This window comes from Nodularia chucula CCY0103 (genome assembly GCF_963923915.1).
GTDB classification, from domain to species: Bacteria; Cyanobacteriota; Cyanobacteriia; order Cyanobacteriales; family Nostocaceae; genus Nodularia; species Nodularia chucula.
This window is the reverse complement of sequence record NZ_CAWUOL010000016.1, coordinates 46,202-68,203: the sequence shown is the minus strand read 5'-3', so window position 1 is coordinate 68,203 and position 22,002 is coordinate 46,202. Positions and strand designations below refer to the sequence as shown.

At 40.4% G+C, this 22,002-nt stretch carries 23 protein-coding genes and 2 pseudogenes; 8 read left to right on the top strand and 17 right to left on the bottom strand.

Annotated features, from left to right (window positions below; translation table 11 throughout):
* Positions 1–660 (top strand): annotated as a pseudogene (locus ACM0OP_RS07345) (DNA cytosine methyltransferase); the annotation flags it as partial.
* 6 nt (positions 661–666) lie between these two features.
* Here ACM0OP_RS07345 and uvrC read toward each other — a convergent pair.
* From uvrC to ACM0OP_RS07305, 8 genes are all read right to left on the bottom strand, one after another.
* A complete protein-coding gene (gene uvrC / locus ACM0OP_RS07340) occupies positions 667–2,544 on the bottom strand; it encodes an excinuclease ABC subunit UvrC (protein ID WP_414527740.1) in 1,878 nt (625 codons plus the stop codon).
* 145 nt (positions 2,545–2,689) lie between these two features.
* Positions 2,690–3,304: a PFE-CTERM domain-containing protein gene (locus tag ACM0OP_RS07335; protein ID WP_414527739.1), complete on the bottom strand. Its 615-nt coding sequence runs from the start codon at positions 3,302–3,304 to the stop codon at positions 2,690–2,692.
* Positions 3,305–3,707: 403 nt separating this feature from the next.
* Positions 3,708–4,598, bottom strand: a complete 891-nt coding sequence (locus tag ACM0OP_RS07330; RefSeq protein ID WP_414527738.1) for an NF038130 family PEP-CTERM protein — start codon at positions 4,596–4,598, stop codon at positions 3,708–3,710.
* Between the two features lie 218 nt (positions 4,599–4,816).
* Positions 4,817–6,004: an LL-diaminopimelate aminotransferase gene (locus tag ACM0OP_RS07325; protein ID WP_414527737.1), complete on the bottom strand. Its 1,188-nt coding sequence runs from the start codon at positions 6,002–6,004 to the stop codon at positions 4,817–4,819.
* A gap of 89 nt (positions 6,005–6,093) precedes the next feature.
* Positions 6,094–6,429: a thioredoxin family protein gene (locus ACM0OP_RS07320; RefSeq protein ID WP_414527736.1), complete on the bottom strand. Its 336-nt coding sequence runs from the start codon at positions 6,427–6,429 to the stop codon at positions 6,094–6,096.
* 176 nt (positions 6,430–6,605) lie between these two features.
* Positions 6,606–7,391 (bottom strand): PspA/IM30 family protein, encoded by a 786-nt coding sequence (locus tag ACM0OP_RS07315; RefSeq protein ID WP_414527735.1) that lies wholly within the window; start codon positions 7,389–7,391, stop codon positions 6,606–6,608.
* 162 nt (positions 7,392–7,553) lie between these two features.
* Positions 7,554–8,261, bottom strand: coding sequence for a PspA/IM30 family protein (locus ACM0OP_RS07310; protein ID WP_414527734.1), 708 nt, complete (start codon positions 8,259–8,261; stop codon positions 7,554–7,556).
* 61 nt (positions 8,262–8,322) lie between these two features.
* A complete protein-coding gene (locus ACM0OP_RS07305; protein WP_414527733.1) occupies positions 8,323–9,480 on the bottom strand; it encodes a hypothetical protein in 1,158 nt (385 codons plus the stop codon).
* Positions 9,481–9,607: 127 nt separating this feature from the next.
* Here ACM0OP_RS07305 and ACM0OP_RS07300 point away from each other — a divergent pair, with 127 nt between their 5' ends.
* Together ACM0OP_RS07300 and ACM0OP_RS07295 are read left to right on the top strand one after the other, a co-directional pair.
* The gene (locus tag ACM0OP_RS07300; RefSeq protein WP_414527732.1) at positions 9,608–10,153 is read left to right on the top strand and encodes a DciA family protein; all 546 of its coding nucleotides are present in this window, start codon (positions 9,608–9,610) and stop codon (positions 10,151–10,153) included.
* Positions 10,154–10,486: 333 nt separating this feature from the next.
* Positions 10,487–10,759 (top strand): hypothetical protein, encoded by a 273-nt coding sequence (locus ACM0OP_RS07295; RefSeq protein WP_414527731.1) that lies wholly within the window; start codon positions 10,487–10,489, stop codon positions 10,757–10,759.
* Positions 10,760–10,901: 142 nt separating this feature from the next.
* Here ACM0OP_RS07295 and menB read toward each other — a convergent pair whose 3' ends face one another.
* A complete protein-coding gene (gene menB, locus ACM0OP_RS07290) occupies positions 10,902–11,738 on the bottom strand; it encodes a 1,4-dihydroxy-2-naphthoyl-CoA synthase (protein WP_414527730.1) in 837 nt (278 codons plus the stop codon).
* A gap of 69 nt (positions 11,739–11,807) precedes the next feature.
* The gene (gene menD / locus ACM0OP_RS07285) at positions 11,808–13,574 is read right to left on the bottom strand and encodes a 2-succinyl-5-enolpyruvyl-6-hydroxy-3-cyclohexene-1-carboxylic-acid synthase (RefSeq protein ID WP_414527729.1); all 1,767 of its coding nucleotides are present in this window, start codon (positions 13,572–13,574) and stop codon (positions 11,808–11,810) included.
* An 85-nt stretch (positions 13,575–13,659) separates the two neighbouring features.
* Between menD and folB the strand changes: the two genes are divergently transcribed.
* Complete coding sequence (folB, locus tag ACM0OP_RS07280) at positions 13,660–14,025, top strand: dihydroneopterin aldolase (RefSeq protein WP_414527728.1); 366 nt, start codon at positions 13,660–13,662, stop codon at positions 14,023–14,025.
* 72 nt (positions 14,026–14,097) lie between these two features.
* On the opposite strand, the gene ACM0OP_RS07275 is transcribed toward folB, so the two are convergent.
* The 6 genes from ACM0OP_RS07275 to ACM0OP_RS07250 all read right to left on the bottom strand — a co-directional run bounded on the left by ACM0OP_RS07275 (position 14,098) and on the right by ACM0OP_RS07250 (position 18,484).
* A complete protein-coding gene (locus tag ACM0OP_RS07275; RefSeq protein ID WP_414527727.1) occupies positions 14,098–15,285 on the bottom strand; it encodes a patatin-like phospholipase family protein in 1,188 nt (395 codons plus the stop codon).
* Between the two features lie 62 nt (positions 15,286–15,347).
* Positions 15,348–15,614 (bottom strand): hypothetical protein, encoded by a 267-nt coding sequence (locus tag ACM0OP_RS07270; RefSeq protein ID WP_414527726.1) that lies wholly within the window; start codon positions 15,612–15,614, stop codon positions 15,348–15,350.
* Positions 15,615–16,061: 447 nt separating this feature from the next.
* Positions 16,062–16,442, bottom strand: a complete 381-nt coding sequence (locus tag ACM0OP_RS07265) for a calcium-binding protein (RefSeq protein WP_414527725.1) — start codon at positions 16,440–16,442, stop codon at positions 16,062–16,064.
* Positions 16,443–16,501: 59 nt separating this feature from the next.
* Entirely contained in the window at positions 16,502–16,825 is a 324-nt protein-coding gene (locus ACM0OP_RS07260; RefSeq protein ID WP_414527724.1) for a Uma2 family endonuclease, read from the bottom strand.
* A 33-nt stretch (positions 16,826–16,858) separates the two neighbouring features.
* On the bottom strand, positions 16,859–18,073 hold the full coding sequence (locus tag ACM0OP_RS07255; RefSeq protein ID WP_414527723.1) for an RNA-guided endonuclease InsQ/TnpB family protein: 1,215 nt from the start codon (positions 18,071–18,073) through the stop codon (positions 16,859–16,861).
* Between the two features lie 111 nt (positions 18,074–18,184).
* Entirely contained in the window at positions 18,185–18,484 is a 300-nt protein-coding gene (locus ACM0OP_RS07250; RefSeq protein WP_414527722.1) for a hypothetical protein, read from the bottom strand.
* Between the two features lie 205 nt (positions 18,485–18,689).
* Here ACM0OP_RS07250 and ACM0OP_RS07245 point away from each other — a divergent pair, with 205 nt between their 5' ends.
* Together ACM0OP_RS07245 and rbsK are read left to right on the top strand one after the other, a co-directional pair.
* Positions 18,690–19,421, top strand: coding sequence for a hypothetical protein (locus ACM0OP_RS07245; protein WP_414527721.1), 732 nt, complete (start codon positions 18,690–18,692; stop codon positions 19,419–19,421).
* A gap of 136 nt (positions 19,422–19,557) precedes the next feature.
* Positions 19,558–20,493, top strand: a complete 936-nt coding sequence (gene rbsK / locus ACM0OP_RS07240) for a ribokinase (protein WP_414527720.1) — start codon at positions 19,558–19,560, stop codon at positions 20,491–20,493.
* Between the two features lie 140 nt (positions 20,494–20,633).
* On the opposite strand, the gene ACM0OP_RS07235 is transcribed toward rbsK, so the two are convergent.
* Positions 20,634–21,065 (bottom strand): nucleoside deaminase, encoded by a 432-nt coding sequence (locus ACM0OP_RS07235; protein WP_239729859.1) that lies wholly within the window; start codon positions 21,063–21,065, stop codon positions 20,634–20,636.
* A gap of 16 nt (positions 21,066–21,081) precedes the next feature.
* On the opposite strand from ACM0OP_RS07235, the pseudogene ACM0OP_RS07230 reads away from it, so the two are divergent.
* A pseudogene (locus ACM0OP_RS07230) lies at positions 21,082–21,293 on the top strand (nucleoside hydrolase); the annotation flags it as partial.
* Positions 21,294–21,548: 255 nt separating this feature from the next.
* Positions 21,549–21,890: a hypothetical protein gene (locus tag ACM0OP_RS07225; RefSeq protein ID WP_414527719.1), complete on the top strand. Its 342-nt coding sequence runs from the start codon at positions 21,549–21,551 to the stop codon at positions 21,888–21,890.
* Positions 21,891–22,002 lie beyond the last annotated feature (112 nt).

The following is a 22,002-nucleotide window of genomic DNA, read 5'->3' as shown; positions in this document are numbered from 1 at the left end:
ACTGTATTTACTTATTGTTACACATTTTGGTTATTTCACGCCCACCTACTTAATCCAGAAAGATTAGATTTAAAGAGCGTAGTTAATGCTTTAGACGAGCATTTTAATTATAACTATAAAACTGATGGGGGGCCAAAATTGCCTGTTATTGCCTTGTATGCCCTTTATCAAATTTTAGTCAAGGAAATTTCTAGATATAATTCCTGCAAGTTAAAAAAATTAGGAAGTCATACAGCATCTGACAGAACTTCTAAAACTGCTGGAGATATTGAAATTTTTGATGATAGTGATCATCTTATTGAAGCTATAGAAATTAAATATGGGCAAGAAATTACTCTACAAATGGTTTACCGGGCTAAAAATAAAATTATCAAATATAACCCTCAAAGATACTACATTTTTGCATCAAAAGATGTTAATCAACTAGAGACTGATAAGATTAATCAACTTATTAGGCAAATTTCATTAGAACATGGCTGTCAAGTAATTCTTAATGGAATTATTCCCACAATTAAATATTATTTAAGATTAGTCATGTCTATCACTGATTTTATTGACCTATATTCACAATTGATAGAATCAGATAACGAAATTCAAAAAATTCACAAAGAGAAATGGAATGAAATTCTAGAAAAATTAATGATTGATCAATCAAATTGAAACTACTCAATTAGGGTGAAAATAATCGTAAATTTCTTGGGCTAACCTGGGGCCAATCCCTGGAACCTCAGCTAGTTGTGCTGGTGTGGCTTGTCTGATATAATCAACTGAGCGAAAATGCCCTAAAAGCTGCTTTTGACGATGGTGTCCTAAACCGGGAATTTCATCTAAACGCGATCGCCTGAAATTATCACTACGCTGCTGACGATGGAAACTCACCGCAAATCGATGGGCTTCATCTCTTAACCGCCGCAATAACTGTACTCCTGGTTGTTCTGCTTCCGTTTCTAAAGGTTCCGATTCTCCCGGTAAAAAAATCTCTTCTCGCTGCTTCGCTAAACTCACAACCCGCAAGTCTGCTAATAAATTCATTTCTTGCAAAACATCCACCACCGCAGATAATTGACCTTTACCGCCATCAATCATAATTAAATCAGGCCAGTCAGGATTTCCCACCCTCGATAATTGCGGATCTTCGCTATACTTGCGAAACCGTCTTTGAATGACTTCCGCTAAACTGGCAAAATCATCGGAATGTCCCGATGTAACTGTGGGATTTTTGATTTTATAGTGGCGATAGTGCTGTTTCCCCGGTAAACCATCAATGAAGACTACTTGGGAAGCAACAGCATTGGAACCCTGAATGTGAGAAATATCATAACCTTCGATTCTGTGGGGTAAATCGGGTAAATCGAGAATATTGGTTAAATCTTGTAAGGCTTCATGGTTGCGATCGCTCAATTTTTGCATTCTTTGCAATTCATACTCAGCATTGCGCTCTACCATCTCTATTAATTCTGCCTTAGTTTGACGCTGAGGAGTTAAAATTGTCACTTTTCTACCCTTGCGTTGACTCAAGACATCTGCCAAAATTTCTGCATCTGGTAAGTCATGCTGTACCAAAATCTCTGCGGGAAATTCCACAGCATCGGCAGTTTGATAATGTGATTCTAAAACTCGTTGTAAAATAGCTCCAGGTTCAGCCTGACTATTTGCAATAAATCCTAAACGTCCCACCAATTGTCCAGCCCGAATCTGAAATAATTGAATACAAGCCCGTTCTTTATCTGCTGCCAGTGCCACAGCATCCCGTGAAACGGTATCATCTGGTAAGGAAACTTTTTGATCCGCCGTTAAAGATTTTAAACCAGATATTTGATCACGAATCCGCGCCGCCAATTCAAAATTTAACTCCTCAGCTGCGGTTTGCATTTGTTTTGTGAGAATATCTAGCAATTCTTGAGTTCTTCCTTGGAATACCATTGCGACTTTCTGCACAGTTTGGCGGTATTCTGACGGTGAAATCAACTGCTGACAGACACCGGGACAACGCCCCAAGTCATAATTTAAACAAGGACGGTCTTTAAATAATGGTTGCGGTCGTTGGCGTAATGCAAAGATGCGTTTAGATATGTGTAAGATTTCTCGTAATAAACCTGTATCTGTATAAGGCCCGTAAAACTTATCTTTAGCTTTACCTAGTTGGCGTTTGCGGGTGATGAATATGCGGGGATAGTCTTCTGACCACGTAATACAAACGTAAGGGTATTTTTTATCATCTTTGAGTAAGACGTTAAAATATGGCTGATGCTGCTTAATTAAGTTGGCTTCTAGGGCTAATGCTTCTGCTTCTGTATCAGTGACAATAAATTCAATGTCTGTCACCTGCTGTACCATTGTAGCGATACGATGGCTGGTGTAATTGCTATCCTGAAAGTAGGAACGCACACGCGATCGCAATTTTTTGGATTTACCTATATATATAATACTATCTGTACTATCCCGCATAAAATAAACCCCCGCTTCCGGTGGAATTTCCGCGAGCCGATTTTCTAAACGTTCTGGGTCTTTGACCAGTGGTATGATGCGAGGAGATATGGTCACAGGTTAATTGTGGGAATTTGACAAGTTACCTGTTTTTATTTTACGAATTTTTTTCGCGCAAAGGCGCAAATAATTACATACACAATTTTTCCCTACTCTGCCAATGAAATCAAAGTAGAGAATTAAAATTAACTAACTGATGTTATCAACCTTTCACAGCCATTTCTTTCTCTTCAATCAGTAATTTCACTGGTTTCCGGCGCATCAATAGTCGTTTAACCCCATAAGCACCGGCCAGGATGAACACACTGGTATTAGGAGAAAAATCAAAAGGCACAGGGGTTGGGCTACCTAGAGTTATGGTTCCGGGTCCTGTGATCTCATTAGTAAAAGTCCCAAAATCGCTGTTAGCAAATCCTGTGGTTACAAAAAAGTAAGATTGATTGGCTGTGAGATTGACTCCATTAAAACCAGAGATGCCAATGGTGGGGAAGTCATCGTTACCGATGATCACATTGGTGAATGGCGCAGTAGGATTAAAAGCGGAAGCGTAGAGAAAAGTGAAGTTATCCCAGATGGTGGTTGAAAGAAAATTGTAAGCACCATTTGTATCTACAAAAAACTCTTGAACAGAATAGGGAACAGCAGTTCCGGCCAATGATAAATTGGTAGGCGGGTTACCTTGTACAGGACGGTTCCATGTAGGTTGTCCCGTTGTATCTCCAGTAAAGACAATAGCCAGAGATTTAGATATTCCTCCCAGGGACACTGCCAAAAAAACCGCACTTGTTACCGCCAATTTTTCCAGGATATTATTCATGATCGATTGTCTTGAAAATATTATATGTAATAATAACTGCTATTTAGGCGATTTATCAAGTAGCTATTATTACAAAATAAATTTTCCCAAAATCATAAAGTGGGTTACTCTGCGTAACTCATGATTATAGTTTTTTTTACTCCACCCCGCAAGCGAGGAAGCAGGGCTGTTTCGTTCCCTAAAAGGGTTAAAATTGCAAGGGTCAAAGAGATAAAAATTGAAGGCAAATCCACAATTAGGACAAAAAATTTTGGGGTCTTCAGCCCGAAATACCTGATTTTTCTTTGCGCCTTTGCGCCTTTGCGTGAGATTATCCTGTTGACAAATTTCCCACACAAGCGAATGAAACAGCCCTGAGCGATGAAGGGCGTTGAAAGGGTAATTTTATCAGTCCCCGGCTATACTAAATACTTTTTTTCAACTGGCGTTTTGTAGCAATCATCCCAGCCACGCCTAATATACCTAAAATTACTGAAGGTTCTGGGACTGATGTTGGCGGTACATTGGGAATGATAACTGGGTCATAAATGCCAGTGTGTGAGAGCGGAGAACTTATTTCAGATAAACCTGAAGGTATGGCGACAAAACTGTACTGCAAGTCTGTCTGTCCTTCATAGATGTACCTGTAAACTTCACTAGCTTGTATGGTATCTACTTGATCCAATAGTGGTTGAAACTCAGGGGGTACAGTGCTGAATAACAAATCACGAGCATTCAGCACACCTGCTAGACCAATGCTAATGGGTCCATTGGGGTCTTCTTGATTGACATAGGCGATATTAGGATCGCTAAACCGTTGATAACCGCCATTATCGACAAAACCGGTAAACAAAGCACTAGCGGTGGGTGTCCCAACTAAGCTACCAAAACCATTAGCGGTTAACGCTTCATTAAACCAAAACTCCCCAAATGTTAAATTGGTGTCTTTGTAGGGAGTTATCCAATCATCTAAAGTTAAACTACTGATGATCAGATTTTTACCATTAATCGTCCCTTCTAAGGTGGTGTTTCTGGTAAAGTCGAAACCCGGTTGTTCACTAGTAGCAGCTAACTCTACATTACCCGTAGGGTTGGCAGCATTAGCATTTTCCAGGACTTTTTCCACGTTTGCCAGGGTACTTGGCACTGGAAAGGTATTTACACCATTTGAATCGTAAACGTAATAATCAATTGGGTTGGTTCCGCCAATACTGACATTTATCAAACTAGCGGCTTGTGCTGGGGTAGTAGCGATCGCACTGACACCAGCAGCCATTGCACTGGCAACCATCAGGGATGGAAAAATATTTTTCATCAATTAGTCTCGATTACATTTACAGTATGGTTTTATACTAATGCCCCTGATAACTTTGGCTAGGTTAAATTGCCGACTCAAATTAAAATCAGAGTCTCATTAGTAGCCAATTTTTAGTAGTTGATCACACAAAACCAATGTAAACAAAGGCAGACTAAGTTGGGTAAAGTTTCTGTATAGTATTTGTGAAAATCTGACGATGGTTTTGTATCGGGGAACTACAAAAACTCGGCAATTCTTTTGACAGCGGTTGCTAAAATATCTGGTTCATGGACTAAAGCAAAGCGCACATAACCTTCTCCGCATTTGCCAAAACCAGCACCAGGGGAAGCCGCGACACCAGTTTGTTTGACTAACTCAGTACAGAACTGCACGGAGTTTTGCTCCCAAGGTGAGGGTAATTTAGCCCAAATATACATTGTGCCTGGGGGGGTGGGGACTTGCCAACCAATATCATGTAATGCACTGATAAAAGCATCACGTCGTTTACGGAAGGTAGCAACTGCATCTGTGACTCCAGTTTGGGAACCTGTGAGGGCGGCGATCGCACCGTTCAAGATTCCTTTATACTGATTAAAATCCACTGCTGCTTTAACTTGGCGTAAAGCCTGAATTAATTGGGCGTTACCGATGGCGTAACCGATGCGGAAGCCACCCATGTTATAAGATTTGGAAAGGGTAAAAAATTCAATAGAAGTGCTTTTATCGGGGTCTGCTTGCAGCACAGAAGGAACTAAGGATTGATTTGGGGCTATATCCCCAGTGGCTGCAAATACCAAATCCACATAGGGAAAATCGTGAACTAAGGCGATATCATGCTGCTGACAGAAGGCTACAGCTTCTTGGAAAAAAGATAAAGGCGCGATCGCTGCTGTAGGATTATGAGGATAGCTCAATACCATCATCCGCGATTGAGCCACCACATCCCCAGGAATATCACCAAATACTGGTAAAAAATTGTTTTCTTCTCGTAGCGGCATTGAGTATATTTGCCCACTAGCTAAATACACGCCCCCAGCATGGGAGGGATAACCAGGATCAAGCAACAGGGCAAAATCTCCGGGGTTCAGCAGTGCTAAAGGTAAATGGGCTGTACCTTCCTGAGAACCAATCAGGGGTAAAACTTCAGTTTCTGGGTCAACTGTAACGCCAAATTTTTGTTCATACCACCTAGCTGCGGCTTGGCGAAATTCCTGGGTTCCATGAAATAGCAAGTAACCGTGGGTACTAGGCTCATGGAGAGATTCCGCCATTGCTGCAATGACGTGGGGTTGGGCTGGTAAGTCTGAAGACCCCAAAGACAAATCAATTAATTCTCTTCCTGCTGATAAAGCCTCGGCCTTAGCTTTGTCCATATCCGCAAAGACATTGGATTGCAGGGGGTGTAAACGTTTAGCAAACTGCATATTAGTTATTAGCTCTTCGGCTACGCTTTCTACCCTTGGGCTACACAGGGTAAATATTTAGTCCTTAGTTTTTACTCAGATACTCTTGACTAATTACTACTTAAGTGTTCTTCTAAGAAGTTGAGTAGTTTTTCTTTGCCAATAGCTCCTTCGGTGGATGCTAATACCTGCTCTCCCTGAACCAGTCTGAGGGCTGGTACGCCTTCTACTTGATACTGTTTGACAGTCAAAGGGTTAGGATCGACTTCTATTTTAACTACTTTTAGGCGATCGCCATACTTAGTAGCCGCTTGGTTAATTAATGGCGACATCAACTGACAAGGGCCACACCAAGAAGCCCAAAAGTAAAGTAGTACAGTCTGTTCGGCTTTCAATACTTCGGTTTCAAATTCACTATCAGTTATAGTGATTACACCCTTACTCATTACTGTCTCCATTACCTGGGATTAATCAAAGTTACCACACACAATACTCTACCTCAAAACTGCTAACTGCTGTTAGCTGACAGTCCCAGTCTGCGAGAAAATGCAAAATCCCACACCTGTTGGTTGTGGGACAAGCTGACTGAAAAACTAGGTTTTACGGCGATTAATCTGGAAAATTAGAGTTGATCTAATTGCTTGCGTAAGGCTTCCAAGTCACGATCAACTGGTTCACTAGATGGCTGGGAAGGAGTAGAGGTGCTAGTGGGTTGTTCTGGGGGTAGGGCGGCTTGGGGTTCGGGCGCAGAGGCTAGCATTCCTGCTTTCAACGCTGCTAATTCATCATCAACATCACTACTACCTTCCAACTGAGCAAATTGATGCTCTAAATCTGCACCTACCATTTCTGCACCTGCTTGGGCGCGGGCTTCTTGGATCATCACCTTTTCTTCCATGCGCTCAAATGCGGACATAGCACTGCTGGTATTCAATCCCCGCGTCATACTTTCCAATTGCTCTTGGGCTTTAGCAGCAGTAATCCGGGCTTTGAGCATTTCTTTTTTGGTTTTAGCTTCAGAAATCTTGCTTTCTAGCTGGATTAAGTTGCGCTTGAGGCTTTCAGTTTGAGTAGTTTGTTGATCGAGACTAGTTTTCAGCGCTGTTCCGGTATCGCTAAAGCTTTTTTTCCGTTCTAGGGCTTGTCGCGCTAGGTTCTCATCGCCTTTTTGCAGAGCTAATTGAGCGTTACGTTGCCACTTGTTGATTTCATTTTGGGCATCATTATACTGTTTTTCCGTGCGTTTTTGGGCGGCGATCGCCTGAGCCACACCTTGACGTAACTGCACCAAGTCTTCCTGCATTTCCAGGATGGCTTGCTCTAGCATTTTTTCTGGATCTTCAGCCTTATTAACCAAATCGTTGAGGTTAGAACTGACTACGCGTCTAATGCGATCAAATAATCCCATAGTTGTGTTTTTCCTTGTAGAGTTTACGCCCTTGGTGGGAAAGTTCCCTTTTTTACACTTTAATAGGTTGCTATTCCAATTTAATCTTTCTGTTTTGGTATCGGAGTTGCCAACACCCCTTATTTTTTAAGATATATCCTAATTTTGCTGATTGCCCAATATTCACGACTCTTCAACTTGGGGTAACTTCGGTGACACGGGATTTTCCTGACCTGTTAACATCTGTCCTTTCATAGCCGCTAGTTCACTATCAATGTCACCACCAGCTTCTAGAGAATCAAATTGTTTTTGTAAGTCATCAGTACCCATTTGGGCGATCGCTTCTGATTGGGCTTCGATTTGCAAAACTTTATCTTCCATCCGTTCAAAAGCACTGAGACTGCTGGTAGCTGAACCTGTATCTAGCATATCCTGAAGTCGGACAGAAGCCTCAGCCGAACGGACACGGGCGATGTACATATCTTTTTTAGTTTTCGCCTCGCTCATTTTCAACTCTAGCGATCGCATATCCTTTTTCAGTCTCGCCACGATATCATTTTGCTGTTCTATTTGACTAAATAAAGCCGTAGAAGTTTCTTGATAAGCCTTACGTTTAGTTAACGCCTCCCGTGCTAAAGGCTCATTACCTTGTTGTAAAGCTAATTGCGCCCGGCGGTACCATTCCTCCGCAGTGGATTTTGCGGCTTGGGCTTGGCGTTCCGTGCGTTTTTGGCTGGCGATCGCCTGTGCTACCCCTTGTCGCATTTGCACTAAATTTTCCTGCATTTCCAACACAGCCTGTTGCAAAATCTTTTCTGGATCTTCAGCACTATTAATCAGACTATTGATATTTGCGCGGATTACCCGCAGAATACGCTTGATAAATTCCATATTGGCTCTCCATTGATTGTAATTCCACAGCGCCACTTGCAGCAAGGACTAGAAAGGGCATTCAAGGCTGCTGAATCCTGGCTTTAATACCCTGAGACTGTAACTCTTGCACTCTTTCCTGTGCAGCTTCTGGGGTTCTCACCGCCGCCAAATAAATTAAAGTCCGTCCAGGGGACAAATAAGCATCGGGAACTATTTTTTGTGCATCAGACAGAGCGCCATCGCCTTGATTATCCATAACTACATAATAAAACCCATCTGCTGATGGTTGGATTTCCCCATTCGTATTTACCACATCTTCGGCTGGAGGACTTGGCGGTACATCTACTGGTACAGGCTCCAACTGTGGTAATAACTGCACATCTGGAGTAACTAATGGTGGTGGGGTAATTACTGGCGTAGGTGTTGGTTCCGTTCTGGGTCGTAAACCAACTATATCACTGGGATTCCTGACTTCTGGAAATTCCTTCACCGCCAGATTAGGATACTTAGCTAGAGGTTTGACCTGTGCTGAAGTTTCACCCGTAGCGCCATTAATAACTTGGGTAGTATTTTCCTCACCCATCGGGGATGATTCCCTAAAAAACAATCTCCCCAAATTAAACCCAGACTCTCCTGAAGAACTAGGATTGAATACCACATAACCCAAAGTCAGACTGGCTAAAAGTAACAGTAACATCGAGCCAATACCCAAAGGGGATAGCAAACTATCATTAGAACTACTAGCCTTGGTTGTGGACTTTTCTTCATCTGTTAAGCTGCGTAACAGAGCTTCACTAGATTCCAAATAGTCATCTGGTGGTGACATCTGCTGATTTCCCGGAGAGAGATTTGGCTGATTTCGTACCGTGGGAACAATACTGCTCGCCAAATTGCTAGAAGGTAGGGGATTTTGTAAATTGGGAGACTCAGAATCAACCCCTAAGTTGAAATCCTCTAATTTAGGGTTAGTAACTGGGGGATTTTCTAACGGAGTTTGATTCACCAGCAACCCCCCTTGAGTATCTGTTGTCGGCGAATATTGGGGCAAATTGAGGGTTTGAGGACTCAAATAACTTCCCGCATTGGATGGCTTTTGGACGTTGATTCCCATCCGTGTCCGTCGGTATCGGGCTAACTCTCGATCTATAGGTACTTCTAAGCTGGCTAACGCCGCCGCTAGTGCTGGATTCAACCCAGACTTATTTGTTGTGGAATTTACCATACTACTTTGATTCATTTCTCCGCTTATAGCTGGGGATTGGGGACTAGGGACTAGGGACTGGGGACTCTGGGGAAATCCCTGTCTTTATATCTGGGAAGTTTAAAATGGTAATGACCTGTAATCACATTTAGCAATTTTCCAGATGTCATTGCAATCCGTTAATAACATTTTAGGCATTCTCCAACAACAAGCTCAATGGCAACAACACCCATTTCAGCGTTTGCTGGAGTTATGGCCTGATGTTGTAGGAAAGGTAGCCGCTAAACATACCCGTCCCTTATCAATTCAGCGTCAGGTTTTGCAGGTAGCTACTTCTAGCGCTGCTTGGGCGCAGAACATGACATTTTCACGCACAACACTATTACTCAAGTTAAATCAAAACTTATCTGAACCTTTGATTGATATTCGCTTTTCTACTAAAAATTGGTCAGCTATTCCCGATTACTTACAGCCAAAAACTATCACCCCAGAAGAACATCCCAGCTATCTCGGTGATCTTACTCCTGCGCCCAGTTCAGTTAAACCTACTATTAATAGTGTAAATACTGCTTTTATAGCTTGGACTAAAACTATTCAAGAGCGATCGCATCATTTACCCCTATGTCCTCAATGTCAATCTCCCACACCACCCGGTGAACTTCAGCGTTGGCAAGTTTGTTGTATTTGTGCAGCCAAAGAGTTGGCATAATCAGCCCTTTCTGGATTACACACTTCTGCCACAGGATGTTCCTACATTGAGAAATTTTCGCCCCAAAGTCATAAATTTACAACTGGATAGAAATGCAAACCTTAACTATTCCTATTGATCCCCAATGTGTTTTTGTAAAAAAACAGGTGTGTGTACTCCTGCGATCTTTGACATATATAACAAGATTATAAAGACATAATAAAGTTTATTTTCTGCTATGGATCGCTGAAACCTATATAAAATAATGATTTTTTGCTTAAATTACCTCTTTAGATATATGAGCAAAATATAGATATGTAAATCACCCATCAATTGCGTTAAAGATGTACCCAAATGAAACCCATTAAATTATTGACCTCTGCCTGTAAATATTGTCGTCATTACCAGCCAGAAGGTCGCAGGGGTGGAATGTGTCAGCAGTTAGGAACTCCGGTACAAGCAGGTTGGAAAGCTTGTTCTTTAGCTCTTCCTCCTTTTGCACCCGCTTGGGAAACCTTGGAAGAATCCTGGGATTTACCAGATGCAACCAGGGTTTTATGTACTACCAAAACTCTATCCTTAGATACTAATAAAACTATGATGCTTCCCGTAGAAGAAGTTGCTTAGTATTCTTATAGATTTCATTCTCAAAAAATAATATTAACCTTTTAAATTTTCCATATTTCTGCTGCTGTATATTTTCGCAGAGCAAAAAATTGCACCTGGGTTTCAGATGCAATTTTGTTATTTTAGAGTCGCCGCAGAGGAATCAAGGTAGCCAAGGAAAGGTGCGAAAATTAGGCGGACGTTTTTCCAGAAATGCTTGCTTACCCTCTGAACCCTCTTCAGTCATGTAGTACAACAAAGTTGCATTCCCCGCCAGTTCTTGTAAACCAGCCTGTCCATCACAGTCAGCGTTAAATGCTGCTTTTAAACACCGAATCGCAATGGGACTTTTTTCTAAAATTTCTTGCGCCCATTGGATACCTTCTGCTTCTAATCGTTCCACCGGCACAATACAATTAACTAAACCCATATCCAGGGCTTCTTGAGCATTATATTGACGACAGAGAAACCAAATTTCCCGCGCCTTTTTTTGTCCCACAACACGGGCGAGATAACTTGCGCCAAAACCACCATCAAAACTTCCCACTTTCGGGCCAGTCTGGGCAAAAATCGCATTATCAGCAGCAATAGTCAGGTCACAAATCAGGTGTAGAACGTGTCCACCACCCACAGCATACCCAGCGACTAAAGCAATTACCACTTTTGGCATAGAACGAATTAGGCGCTGCAAATCTAAGACGTTTAAACGGGGGATTCCTTCATCGTCTACATAACCCGCCTTCCCCCTGACACTTTGATCTCCACCAGAACAAAAGGCGTATTTACCATCAGTGTGGGGTCCTGCACCAGTAAATAGAACTACACCAATATTCGTATCTTCACGAGCATCACAGAAAGCATCATAAAGTTCAAAGACGGTTTTGGGACGGAATGCGTTCCGTTTATGAGGACGGTTAATGGTGATTTTGGCTATACCGTCGATTTTATGATACAGAATATCTTCGTAGGTTTTAGCGGTTTGCCAGTTGATTTGCGTCATGGGTGATTGGGATGTCAAGTGTGAGAATTGTATCTTGCATTGAAGGGAATGGGGAAGTTGCACGACAGCTTAGAATGAGTTGGGGATGTTTTGAGTGAGTTTATTTAAGGTTTGTTTCCTCCACTGAGCATCTGTTTTTCTATTTGTTCTCAGTTCTAAAATTCTGATTCCTTGTTGGGGTAATGTCTGTAATTTTGCTGTTAATTGTTTCCAGGAAGTAATCAATTCATGCTCTATTTTATAGGTGGCGGATAACTGACTAAAATCTATGTTTTGGGGTGTGCCAAAAAATTCTTCAAAGGGTGGTTCAAATTGGGCTATGGGTAACATTTCAAATATGCCACCACCGTTGTTATTTATTAAAATAATTGTTAAATGTCCGATGAATTTATGTTTAATTAAAAATCCGTTGGTATCATGTAATAGAGCTAAGTCTCCTGTTAAAAGGATGCTACTTTGCTGATGATGGGATATTCCTAATGCAGTGGAAGTTATGCCATCAATGCCGTTTGCACCTCTGTTAAAATAAGGTTTTATTTCTAGGTTATTTGGTTTCCAGAAATATTCTACATCCCTAACGGGCATACTATTAGAAATAAATATTTGTGTTCCTGGGGGGAGAATTTGAGAAATTAACCATGAGACTTTACTTTCAATTATTTGGTCTGTATTCGCAAAGATTTGATCAATATTTTTGCTAACTTCCTGGTCAATTTCACACCATGTTTGTAAATAAGTTCCTGGTTCAGTTTTGATATTTTCCCAGGTGTCTATATCTTCTACAGATATTCTTAAATGTGTTGTTTTTCCATGTAAAGGATCTAGATTTTCATGGCTACTATCAATTATCCAGCGTTGGGGTGTGGTTGTAGATAGCCAGTTGCGTAGTTCCTTACTGGTGGGCATTTCCCCGATTTGAATCACTATTTCTGGTGTTAATTCTGGGGCTATTTGTTGATTACGTAAAATTATGTCGTAGGTAGAAATTAAGTAGGGGTTGAGTTGGGTATAATTTCTGACTGGCGAAAGTCCTTCTGCTAATACAGGCCAGTTGAGTGTTTGGGAAAGATGGGCGATCGCCTGACAATATTTCTCGGCTTCTTGGGGTTGGGCGACACCAGCAATAATTATTCCTCGCTCAGAGTTTAACCACTGTTGCGGTATGGGGTATGGGGAACGAGGTATGGGGTGAATGTTTGCTATACCTGCAAAAAAGTCTTCTGGGTGTAATTTTGAGTGTAAATGGCTGAAGTCAGTACCATCGGGAATGGGTGCTAGGGGGTCACGAAAGGGTATATTTAAATGTACTGCTCCCGGTGTGGGATGTTGACAGCGTTCCCAAGCATGAATAATTGTTTGCCGCAAATAACCTAGCATTTCCATGTCTGGTGAAGGTATGGCTAACTCGGCTTGCCAGTTGGGGTAATTACCATATAATTTAACTTGGTCGATGGTTTGCCCAGAATGACAATTTCTCAGTTCTTGCGGGCGATCGCTAGTTAATATTAATAGTGGTACGCGACTTGCTTGGGCTTCTATAATAGCTGGGTAAAAGTTCGCTGCTGCTGTTCCAGAAGTACAAACTAAAGCAACGGGAACTCCTGTGGCTTTGGCTCTTCCCAAGGCGAAAAAGGCGGCGGAACGCTCATCGAGAATGGAAATGGCTTCTATATCTGGTGCTTGCTGCACAAAAGCGACTACTAAGGGTGTAGAACGGGAACCAGGACAAATGACGACACAATTTAATCCCAGGCGTTTGAGTGTCTCGGTTAAGATATCAGCCCAAAGTTGATTAATATTTTTATAAGTAAATGGTGATAAATCAGGGATAGTCATTAGATAATATGAACTACGTCGAGGAAAGTTAGTTTTTTACCCTAACAATTGTCAAATTTACTGTCAAATTTACGCTCAATATCTTATGGATTGCATTCATTTAACTAATATTCGCTGCTATGGTTACACTGGGTATCTACAGGAGGAACAGGTATTAGGCCAATGGTTTGAGGTGGATGTGAAGTTATGGTTAGATATCTCCACAGCTGCCAAAAGTGACGCAATTGAAGATACTCTTGATTATCGCGGTGTTATTAACTCTATACGACATTTAGTGAAAACGGCTAAGTTTTCTTTAATTGAAAGGTTAGTGGGTGCGATCGCTGATTCTATCCTACAAGAGTGCGATCGCGTCACACAAGTACAAGTTATTCTCAGTAAACCTGCTGCACCCATTCCCGATTTTGGCGGCAGAATTAGTATTGAAATGACTAAAAGTAGGAATAGTTAACGGCACAAAGTTATGATGATTTATCCCAATCTGTAGAATTTTAGCTTTCAAACAGCTTGGCTGATTTATTAACTATGACTGCAATTTTAAAAATGCTTGTAAAGCCGCTTGCACGTTTTGTTGTTGCATATAAACTTCTGCCGCTTCAATTAAATTATTGATATTTTCTGGAGTTACATCATCGATATCATCACTTAAGCGTTTACCTGTTAACTCACCATCCAGCTTAAATTGCAACCTTAAAACGCGATCTTCCATAATTTTATTGGTAATATATTCATGAACATTGGAAGAAGCATCTAATAATACACCAATTAATGGTTGCGCCCATTGGATTAAACCCCAGGCTTGAGCTTTTTCAAAGGGGATCATCCGTGTTAGTTCCCCAGTACCGATGGAGAGAACGCTAATATCTTCTAATCGATGTCCTAATCTCAACGCTTCAGCCACTGCACAGCTAGAGGGGTTATTAGCCGCAACGCCACCATCAATAGCAGAATAAATAGTTTTCAATGAATAGCTAGAGGTATGGTCGGGGATAGTTTCCCAAGGAGAATTAATAGAGGCGCATTTTCTCACTCCTTGATACTTTTTGATTGTCCGCGTTTGCCCTTCACCTTTACCACTAGTAATTCTAATTTGTTTATCGTTATATATATTATTCATTAAGGATACTTGATCACATAATGTGATACTGTTTTCATCAGCACAATCAACTCTACCATTAATTATTTTTTCTAATTTCTGTGCTGGAAAAAAAGTGGGTGCAGATGCAGAACAAACGCAAGCCTTCCATAGGGGTAATGGTAATTTACCATAATTAGTATCTTCACGCCAGCTTTTAAATACTATTGCTTGTCTAGTAATGGTATCGTAAGCCATGATTAATAGTAACGGATTGACAATATCTAATAGTTGGGTATCTCCCAGAGTCTCTTTGAGGACTTCAATCAAACCATCATCTGCAAACTTGGGCGCAGATAGACCATACCTGAGTAGTAAGGGAAATCGCTTGAATGAAAAACGACTTTGATAAGGAAAAATCCGGGAACCTTGTTGTTTATATATGTCAATAATTTCTTGACTATTACGTCCAGTGGCGATCGCAGCTGCTAATATTGAGCCTGTAGAAGTACCAGCGATTAAGTCAAAGTATTGATTTAAGGGTTGATTAATTTGCTTTTCCAGGATAGCCAGCATGGTTGCTGAAACTACGCCGCGAATGCCACCGCCGTCTAAACTTAAAATCCGAAAAGGCATATTTAACTAAACTTTTGCTAATATTAGGATGAATCATTCATAACTTTGAATATTCACAATTGTCAAGCTAAAGATATAATTCTTGCTTGATTGGTATCTTTGCTCAAGGTCATAGAGTGAGATGTTACGGTTTCTTTCCGCAATACCCAGAAGTGTTGAATCTGTTTCTGAATTTTATACTCAGGACTCGATAATAAGAGTTGTGCTGCTGCTTTTTGGCTTTGGTTTACTAAATTAAAAGATTGATATTCCATTGCAAGTAACTTCTGATTAGCAGCATCAACTTTTTTGGAATTTTCATCTTGATATGTCTGCGGAGCCAGTTTCATAGATTTTTGAAATATGATATTTTTGGATATATAGTAATCTGCTTTGATTATCCAACTTACTTGCATAGGTGGGGAGTAGGGAGTGGGGAGTGGGGATAGAAATCAAATAGAAGTTCTAGCAATCTTACTCTCCTGTGTAAAAAACGCAATTTTATATATTATAAATAACGCTTATATAGCTGTTAATAATTGATTGAAAAATCCTCATTAATTCAATTTAATCAGTAAAGTATAATTTGTTGCTACAAGAAATTACGAAGCTGTGAAGGAAGTACCCTTGTTTCTGTAACTAAAATATACATTTATTGAAATATCTTAAATATCAGACTGGAATAGTTAAGCAACTTTCATTAATGTTTATTCAACCGAGACAATAATAAAATGTATTCTTAGAAGTTGGGTTAAACAAAGTTAAACCCAACATAAGTCCTCAATTATCAGGATGATCTAGAATTTGTAACCTCTAGCCAACCAATAATGCCAATCAGCGATCGCCTCTTTAGTGTCAATATCAGTATCAATTGCTACTAAATCTGATAGCTTGGCAGTAAACACATCCTCATCCTGGCCATTGGGATAAACCACTTCCACATACATATCTTTTAAACACTCATCATCTGGTGCCATTCCCAGCACCTCAACTTTTTTCTCCTCAACTGCGGATGTTTTGCGTGATTTTTTCTTCAAATTAGCCATAAATGGGACATTTAGGGTATCGTCGAGGTAGTAGTACCAACCCATTGCCCGATCTTCTTTATCTTCAGCATCGGCAATTATTTCTGTTTTAATGCGATGCTCTCTATTTTCGTCACGTTCAACATTAGGCATAAGATCAAAACTTATGTATGATGCACCTTGATATGGTATAGCCTTTTAGCGATCGCCTGTCAATTTCCTATTTGCTGTTTTACCCAATTACGGAACGAGCGAATCATTGGTATTTCCCCAATTTTTAACCTTTCTTGCAAAAATCGAGGAATTTCAGTTGTTAAAAGCAGATTAGCAAAAGTTGGCGAAACATCACAAGGAACATATACACCCGCACCCAACTGGTAAATCTGCATTACAGGTTCGTCATAACGCCAAACCTCTGGAACACCCAAAGCCAGATATATCGGGAGTCTGTCAATAGAAGCGCTAGTGTAATCTACCTCAATTACCAAGTCTGGTGGTGGGTCTTGACTTAAATCGAGATTCTGCTTACTTCGCATCACAGGTTCATTCTGGATTTGACACTCCCCGACCTAAAGGTACGAGGATTCTTGCTTCTTAGGGATTCCAATGAATTTACCCTCTGCAAGCATCTTGACCGTATGCCCTACGGCTGCAAGTCCACTAACTAGAACTACTTGAGCGGCTGCAACATCTCTATCAGTGGTATAGCCGCAATTCGAGCAAACATGAGTACGTTCTGATAATTCTTTTTTACCTGTCTCAACACCACAGTTAGGACAGATTTGGCTTGTTTTCCGTGCATCTACTTTTTGAAAATAGACATCACGCTTAAAACAAGTTTGTTCAAGAATATTAAAGAATTGACCGAACCCAGCATCCAGGCAATGTTTACCCAGCATTCCACGGGACAAGCCAACTAAATTCAAATCCTCAACAAACACCATCCCGGCGCTGTCACAAATTTGGTGAGACAGCTTTCTGTGCCAATCTTTACGACAATTAGCAACGTACTCATGCAATGAAGCAACTTTCTTTTGTGCTTTTTTCCAATTGTTCGAGCCTAATCGTTTTCTCTTGACACGCTGTTGCAGCAATTTCAGCTTGCGTTGGGCATCGACAAAAAACTTCGGACGCTTGACTAAAAGACCATGAGAAGTGGCAATAAAATTTGTTAGCCCGACATCTATTCCTACTGCTTCCCCCTGTGGCATGGGTTGGGGTAGACTAACATCCCACTGGATAGTTAACATTACGTACCATCCAGAAACACGCTTGACTACACGGGCTTGTTTTATTACTCCCCCATCTGGGATTGAACGGGATTGGCGGAATTTAACCCAACCAATTACAGGTAGGTTAATTCTCCCATCACTTAATCTATCCCCCTTCATTTGCGGGAAGACAAAACTACGCATCTTTCCAGATTTTTTAAATCTAGGAAATCCATGATTTTGTTCCCACATACTTGTGAATGCGGTTTCAAGTCGTTTTAACGTTTGTTGCAAGACCTGAGATTGTACCGATTTGAGATCAGGATTAGTCCTTTTCGCGTCGGTTAATGATTTGCATTGACTAGAGTAGGTGGGACGGGGAGTCTCGGCAGTAATGATGTATTCAGAGCGGAGGGAACAAGCATTAACCTGACAACTACGAGATTTATACCAATCTTTACGTTCGCGCAAAGCATAGTTATAGACTCGACGATTAATCTCAAGCCATTGCTCAAAAGTATGCGATTGTTTTCGAGTCGGTTTGAGTTTAAATTCGTAGGTTAGGTTAAACACTTTTATCACCTCTTGGGTAGATTATAGATTATGTTTACCTATCGCTACAATGAAATATAAAAAAAATGCTCAAATAAAAAGCCGTCCTAGAAGAACGGGGCTTTCAACCCGCTATTTTCGGTAAAAACTCGAATCTGGTTCCACACCCCGGCTTAAGTCTTGGCGCTTACAAGTCACTGAACCAGTGCTTTTCAGATTAAGGTTGAGTTCCTCCGCTAGACTATCAATCAGCTTTTCTATCAGTCTATTATTATGCTCATGGGGCATTAAAGGAGTGATAATTTCCAGTATTCCGTGGTCATAAGCCAGGCGCGTTGCTCGATTATCCCCCATTTCTGCGAGGATAGTTTCAAAGGTATGCCAACTGATGTTTGATAGAATGGCGCGTTGGGAATGAGTGGGTGGAGTCATCACCGTAATACTTATACTCCCGTTTTCTACCAAGATATCAAACAAGTGAGTCTAATTTTACCAATACTCAGGCGATCGCCTATTGATTAATCTACTCTCAGTCAAGACTGGTATACTGTTTACTCTCAACTATAGCTCTAGGACTTCAATTACTATTGCTAAAAAATTTTATGTTAATGTTGAAAATATTACCAAAATTATATATATGCCGCAGCCATCTAATAGTGATCTAGAGTTACCAATTCATATCTCTGCTAAAAATATTACACAACGTTTAATTATTATAATTTTATTTCTTACCCTCACTGGCGCTGTCAGTGGTTATTTTTTTGTTTTCCAGTTTCCATTCCCTAGTTCAAAATGGTTTTATGACCTTTTTAGCCTGGATGAAGAGTTAAATATCCCCGCTTGGTATTCATCGTTCATGTTATTATTTTCTGCGGGATTGTTAGCAGTAATTTCTGTAATCAAAAAGACAGATAAATATTTTAAATATTGGAAAAACCTATCTTTAATATTTCTTTTTATGAGTTTAGATGAAGCTTTAAGCTTCCACGAAATTTTGATTATTCCATCCCTAAGAGAAATATTTAATTTAAACCCCATATTTTTTCACACCTGGGTTATATTTGGGATTCCTACAGTTATATTTTTTGTAGTTAAATATTTTAAATTTTTCTTAGATTTACCTAAGAATACACAATTTTTATTCTTCCTTGCCGGAACTGTTTATGTAAGCGGAGCGCTAGGTATGGAGATGCTAGGTGGGTTTTTTAGAGAATACTCTGGTCGGCTTAGTATGATTACGACAATTATCATTCTGATTGAAGAAGTCCTAGAAATGACAGGAATTGTGATTTTTATTTATGCGCTGCTCAATTATTTTAGCAGTTTCAAAGAAAGTATTAATCTCAAAGTTTATATATCTGATAAATGATAGGTCGAACTAAACCTCAACTTAAGCTGAATATTTAGGGTTTGAATGAATTAGAAACAGAGCTACTACCACAGGCTCAAACCTGCATCTATATCTAAACTGGCAAACAGATTAATTTGCGTGACTCTGGATAATTATGAGTATTATTGTCTTCGGCAGTATCAATATAGACTTAGTATCAACTACATCCCGCTTACCCATAGCAGGTGAAACAATATTAGGAGAAGACTTTTTCAAAATACCAGGAGGGAAAGGAGCAAATCAAGCCGTAGCATTAGCGAGATTAGAAATTCCAACGCAGATGGTAGGACGTGTCGGCGCACAAAGTTTTGGTGCTGAACTTGTCCAAAATTTGCAAGTTGCTGGTGTGCAAACTGAAAATATCTTCATCGATGAAACGGTAAGTTCTGGAGTTGCTATTATTACCGTAGATTATGCAGGTGAAAATCAAATTGTTGTCATTCCAGGTGCAAACGGAAGAGTTAATCAAGCAGATATAGAGCGATTATCCCACTTATTACCAACAGCTACCGCACTACTTTTACAATTAGAAATTCCCATTGATGCGGTAGTAGCAGCAGCCAAAGTTGCCAAAAATGCAAATATTCAAGTAATTTTAGATCCCGCACCCGCACAAGCAAATTTACCCGATGAACTATACCCATTAGTCGATATTATTACACCGAATGAAGTTGAAGCGGGGCAGTTGGTGGGTTTTCCTGTAGATAATCAGGAATCAGCAATTAAAGCAGCTAAAGTTTTATTACAAAGGGGTGTGAAATGTGCGATCGTTAAACTAGGTGCAAAAGGTGCTGTTTGCGTCACTGGTGAGGAAACATTTTTTGTCCCAGCTTTTTCAGTTCAAGCTGTTGACACCGTTGCTGCTGGCGATGCTTTCAATGGTGGTTTAGCTGCTGCACTTTATAGAGGATTTTCCTTACATCAGGCAATTATTTGGGGTTCAGCCGCCGGTGCTTTAGCCGCTACAAAATTAGGCGCACAAACTTCTTTACCTGATAAGTTAACCTTTGATTCTTTTTTGGAAGAAAGGGGAGTTGGGAGTAGGGAGTAGGGGGAAATTTTAACTTCTAAGAGGATGTTTGTAAAGTATCGATTATTACTAGCCCTGGCGACTAGAAGTCGCGGCTACACAAACTAAACCCGCCTGCGCGGGTTAAAAACCTTTAATGACTAATGACTAATGGCTAATGACTATTTCCCAATATCTTCATTCCATAGTTCGGGATTTGTTTCAATAAATTCGCTCATCATTTGTTCGCATTCATCAAGGTTGAGATCAATGACTTCTACACCGTGGGATACCATAAACTCTTTAGCACCGGGAAAGGTTCTCGATTCTCCGGCGATGACTTTTTTAATCCCAAATTGCACTACTGCACCAGCGCATAAATAGCACGGCATTAAGGTAGAGTAAAGTGTTGTACCTCTATAGCTACCAACTCGCCCAGCATTGCGGAGACAGTCTATTTCTGCGTGGGTGACGGGATCATCATCTTGTACACGTTTGTTGTGTCCTCTACCGAGAATCTTGCCATCTTTGACGAGAATAGAACCGATGGGTATCCCACCTTCTTTTCTACCTTGTTTTGCTTGTGCGATCGCAGCTTCCATAAATTCATCCATTTTTTAATTCTCCTATATGTCCAAACAACTTGTATTAATGGATCATGATGGCGGCGTTGATGATTATTTAGCAACCATGCTGCTGTTAAGGAGCATATCAAACTTTTAGGTATCGTCGTAACTCCAGCCGACTGCTACATTTAACCAGCCGTCAGTGCGACACGTAAAATCTTAGATTTAATCGAATTTTCCCACATCCCGGTGGCAGAAAGTGCAGTACATGGAATGTTTATTGGGATGCAATTGCCGCAGCGCGAGTATTGCAAACTGAAATTGAAATAATTATGTGTCCTACGGATGTCAAAGATAATTAACTATTTTTACGCATAATTACCCAAGATATTTACTAGAGATTAAGGATATAAAAAAACATCTGCCGTCAGTGAAGCAGAAGTTAGACAACTACTTTTATTGGGTGAAACAATGTTTTTGCATTTTGCATATATTGGACTGTGCTTGCTATCGATTGTTATATCTTTCTATGTGAAAACTCAACTTGAGAAATTTTTACAACAAAATACAGCGATCTCAGATGAAAAATCTCTAGAAGACTATAAAAATGTAGTACGTCTTAATATGTATGGAGCGCTGGCTCAAATAATTATACTTGTTGGTGCATTTGGTAGTTGTATCATTTCTCTTATTAACCAAGGTTTTGCAGGAGTATTTTCATTATTTCTATTAGGGTTTGCTTTTACTTTTGGGAAACAGGTAAGCACGCTTGAAGAAAAAGCGCGTACCTTAACTTGTGCAAACGTGGAATTAGAGCGTCAATACACAAAAATCTCTCATGTTTGGCAGAAAAAGGCTCTTCCTGATTTCTAAATTTGGCTCTTCTGTGTGTTAAATCATATCTATGTTGTAACATCACATACACACATACAATTAACGGCATTGCTGGCTGAATCAAACTACGAAATGCCAAAATTACCATTTT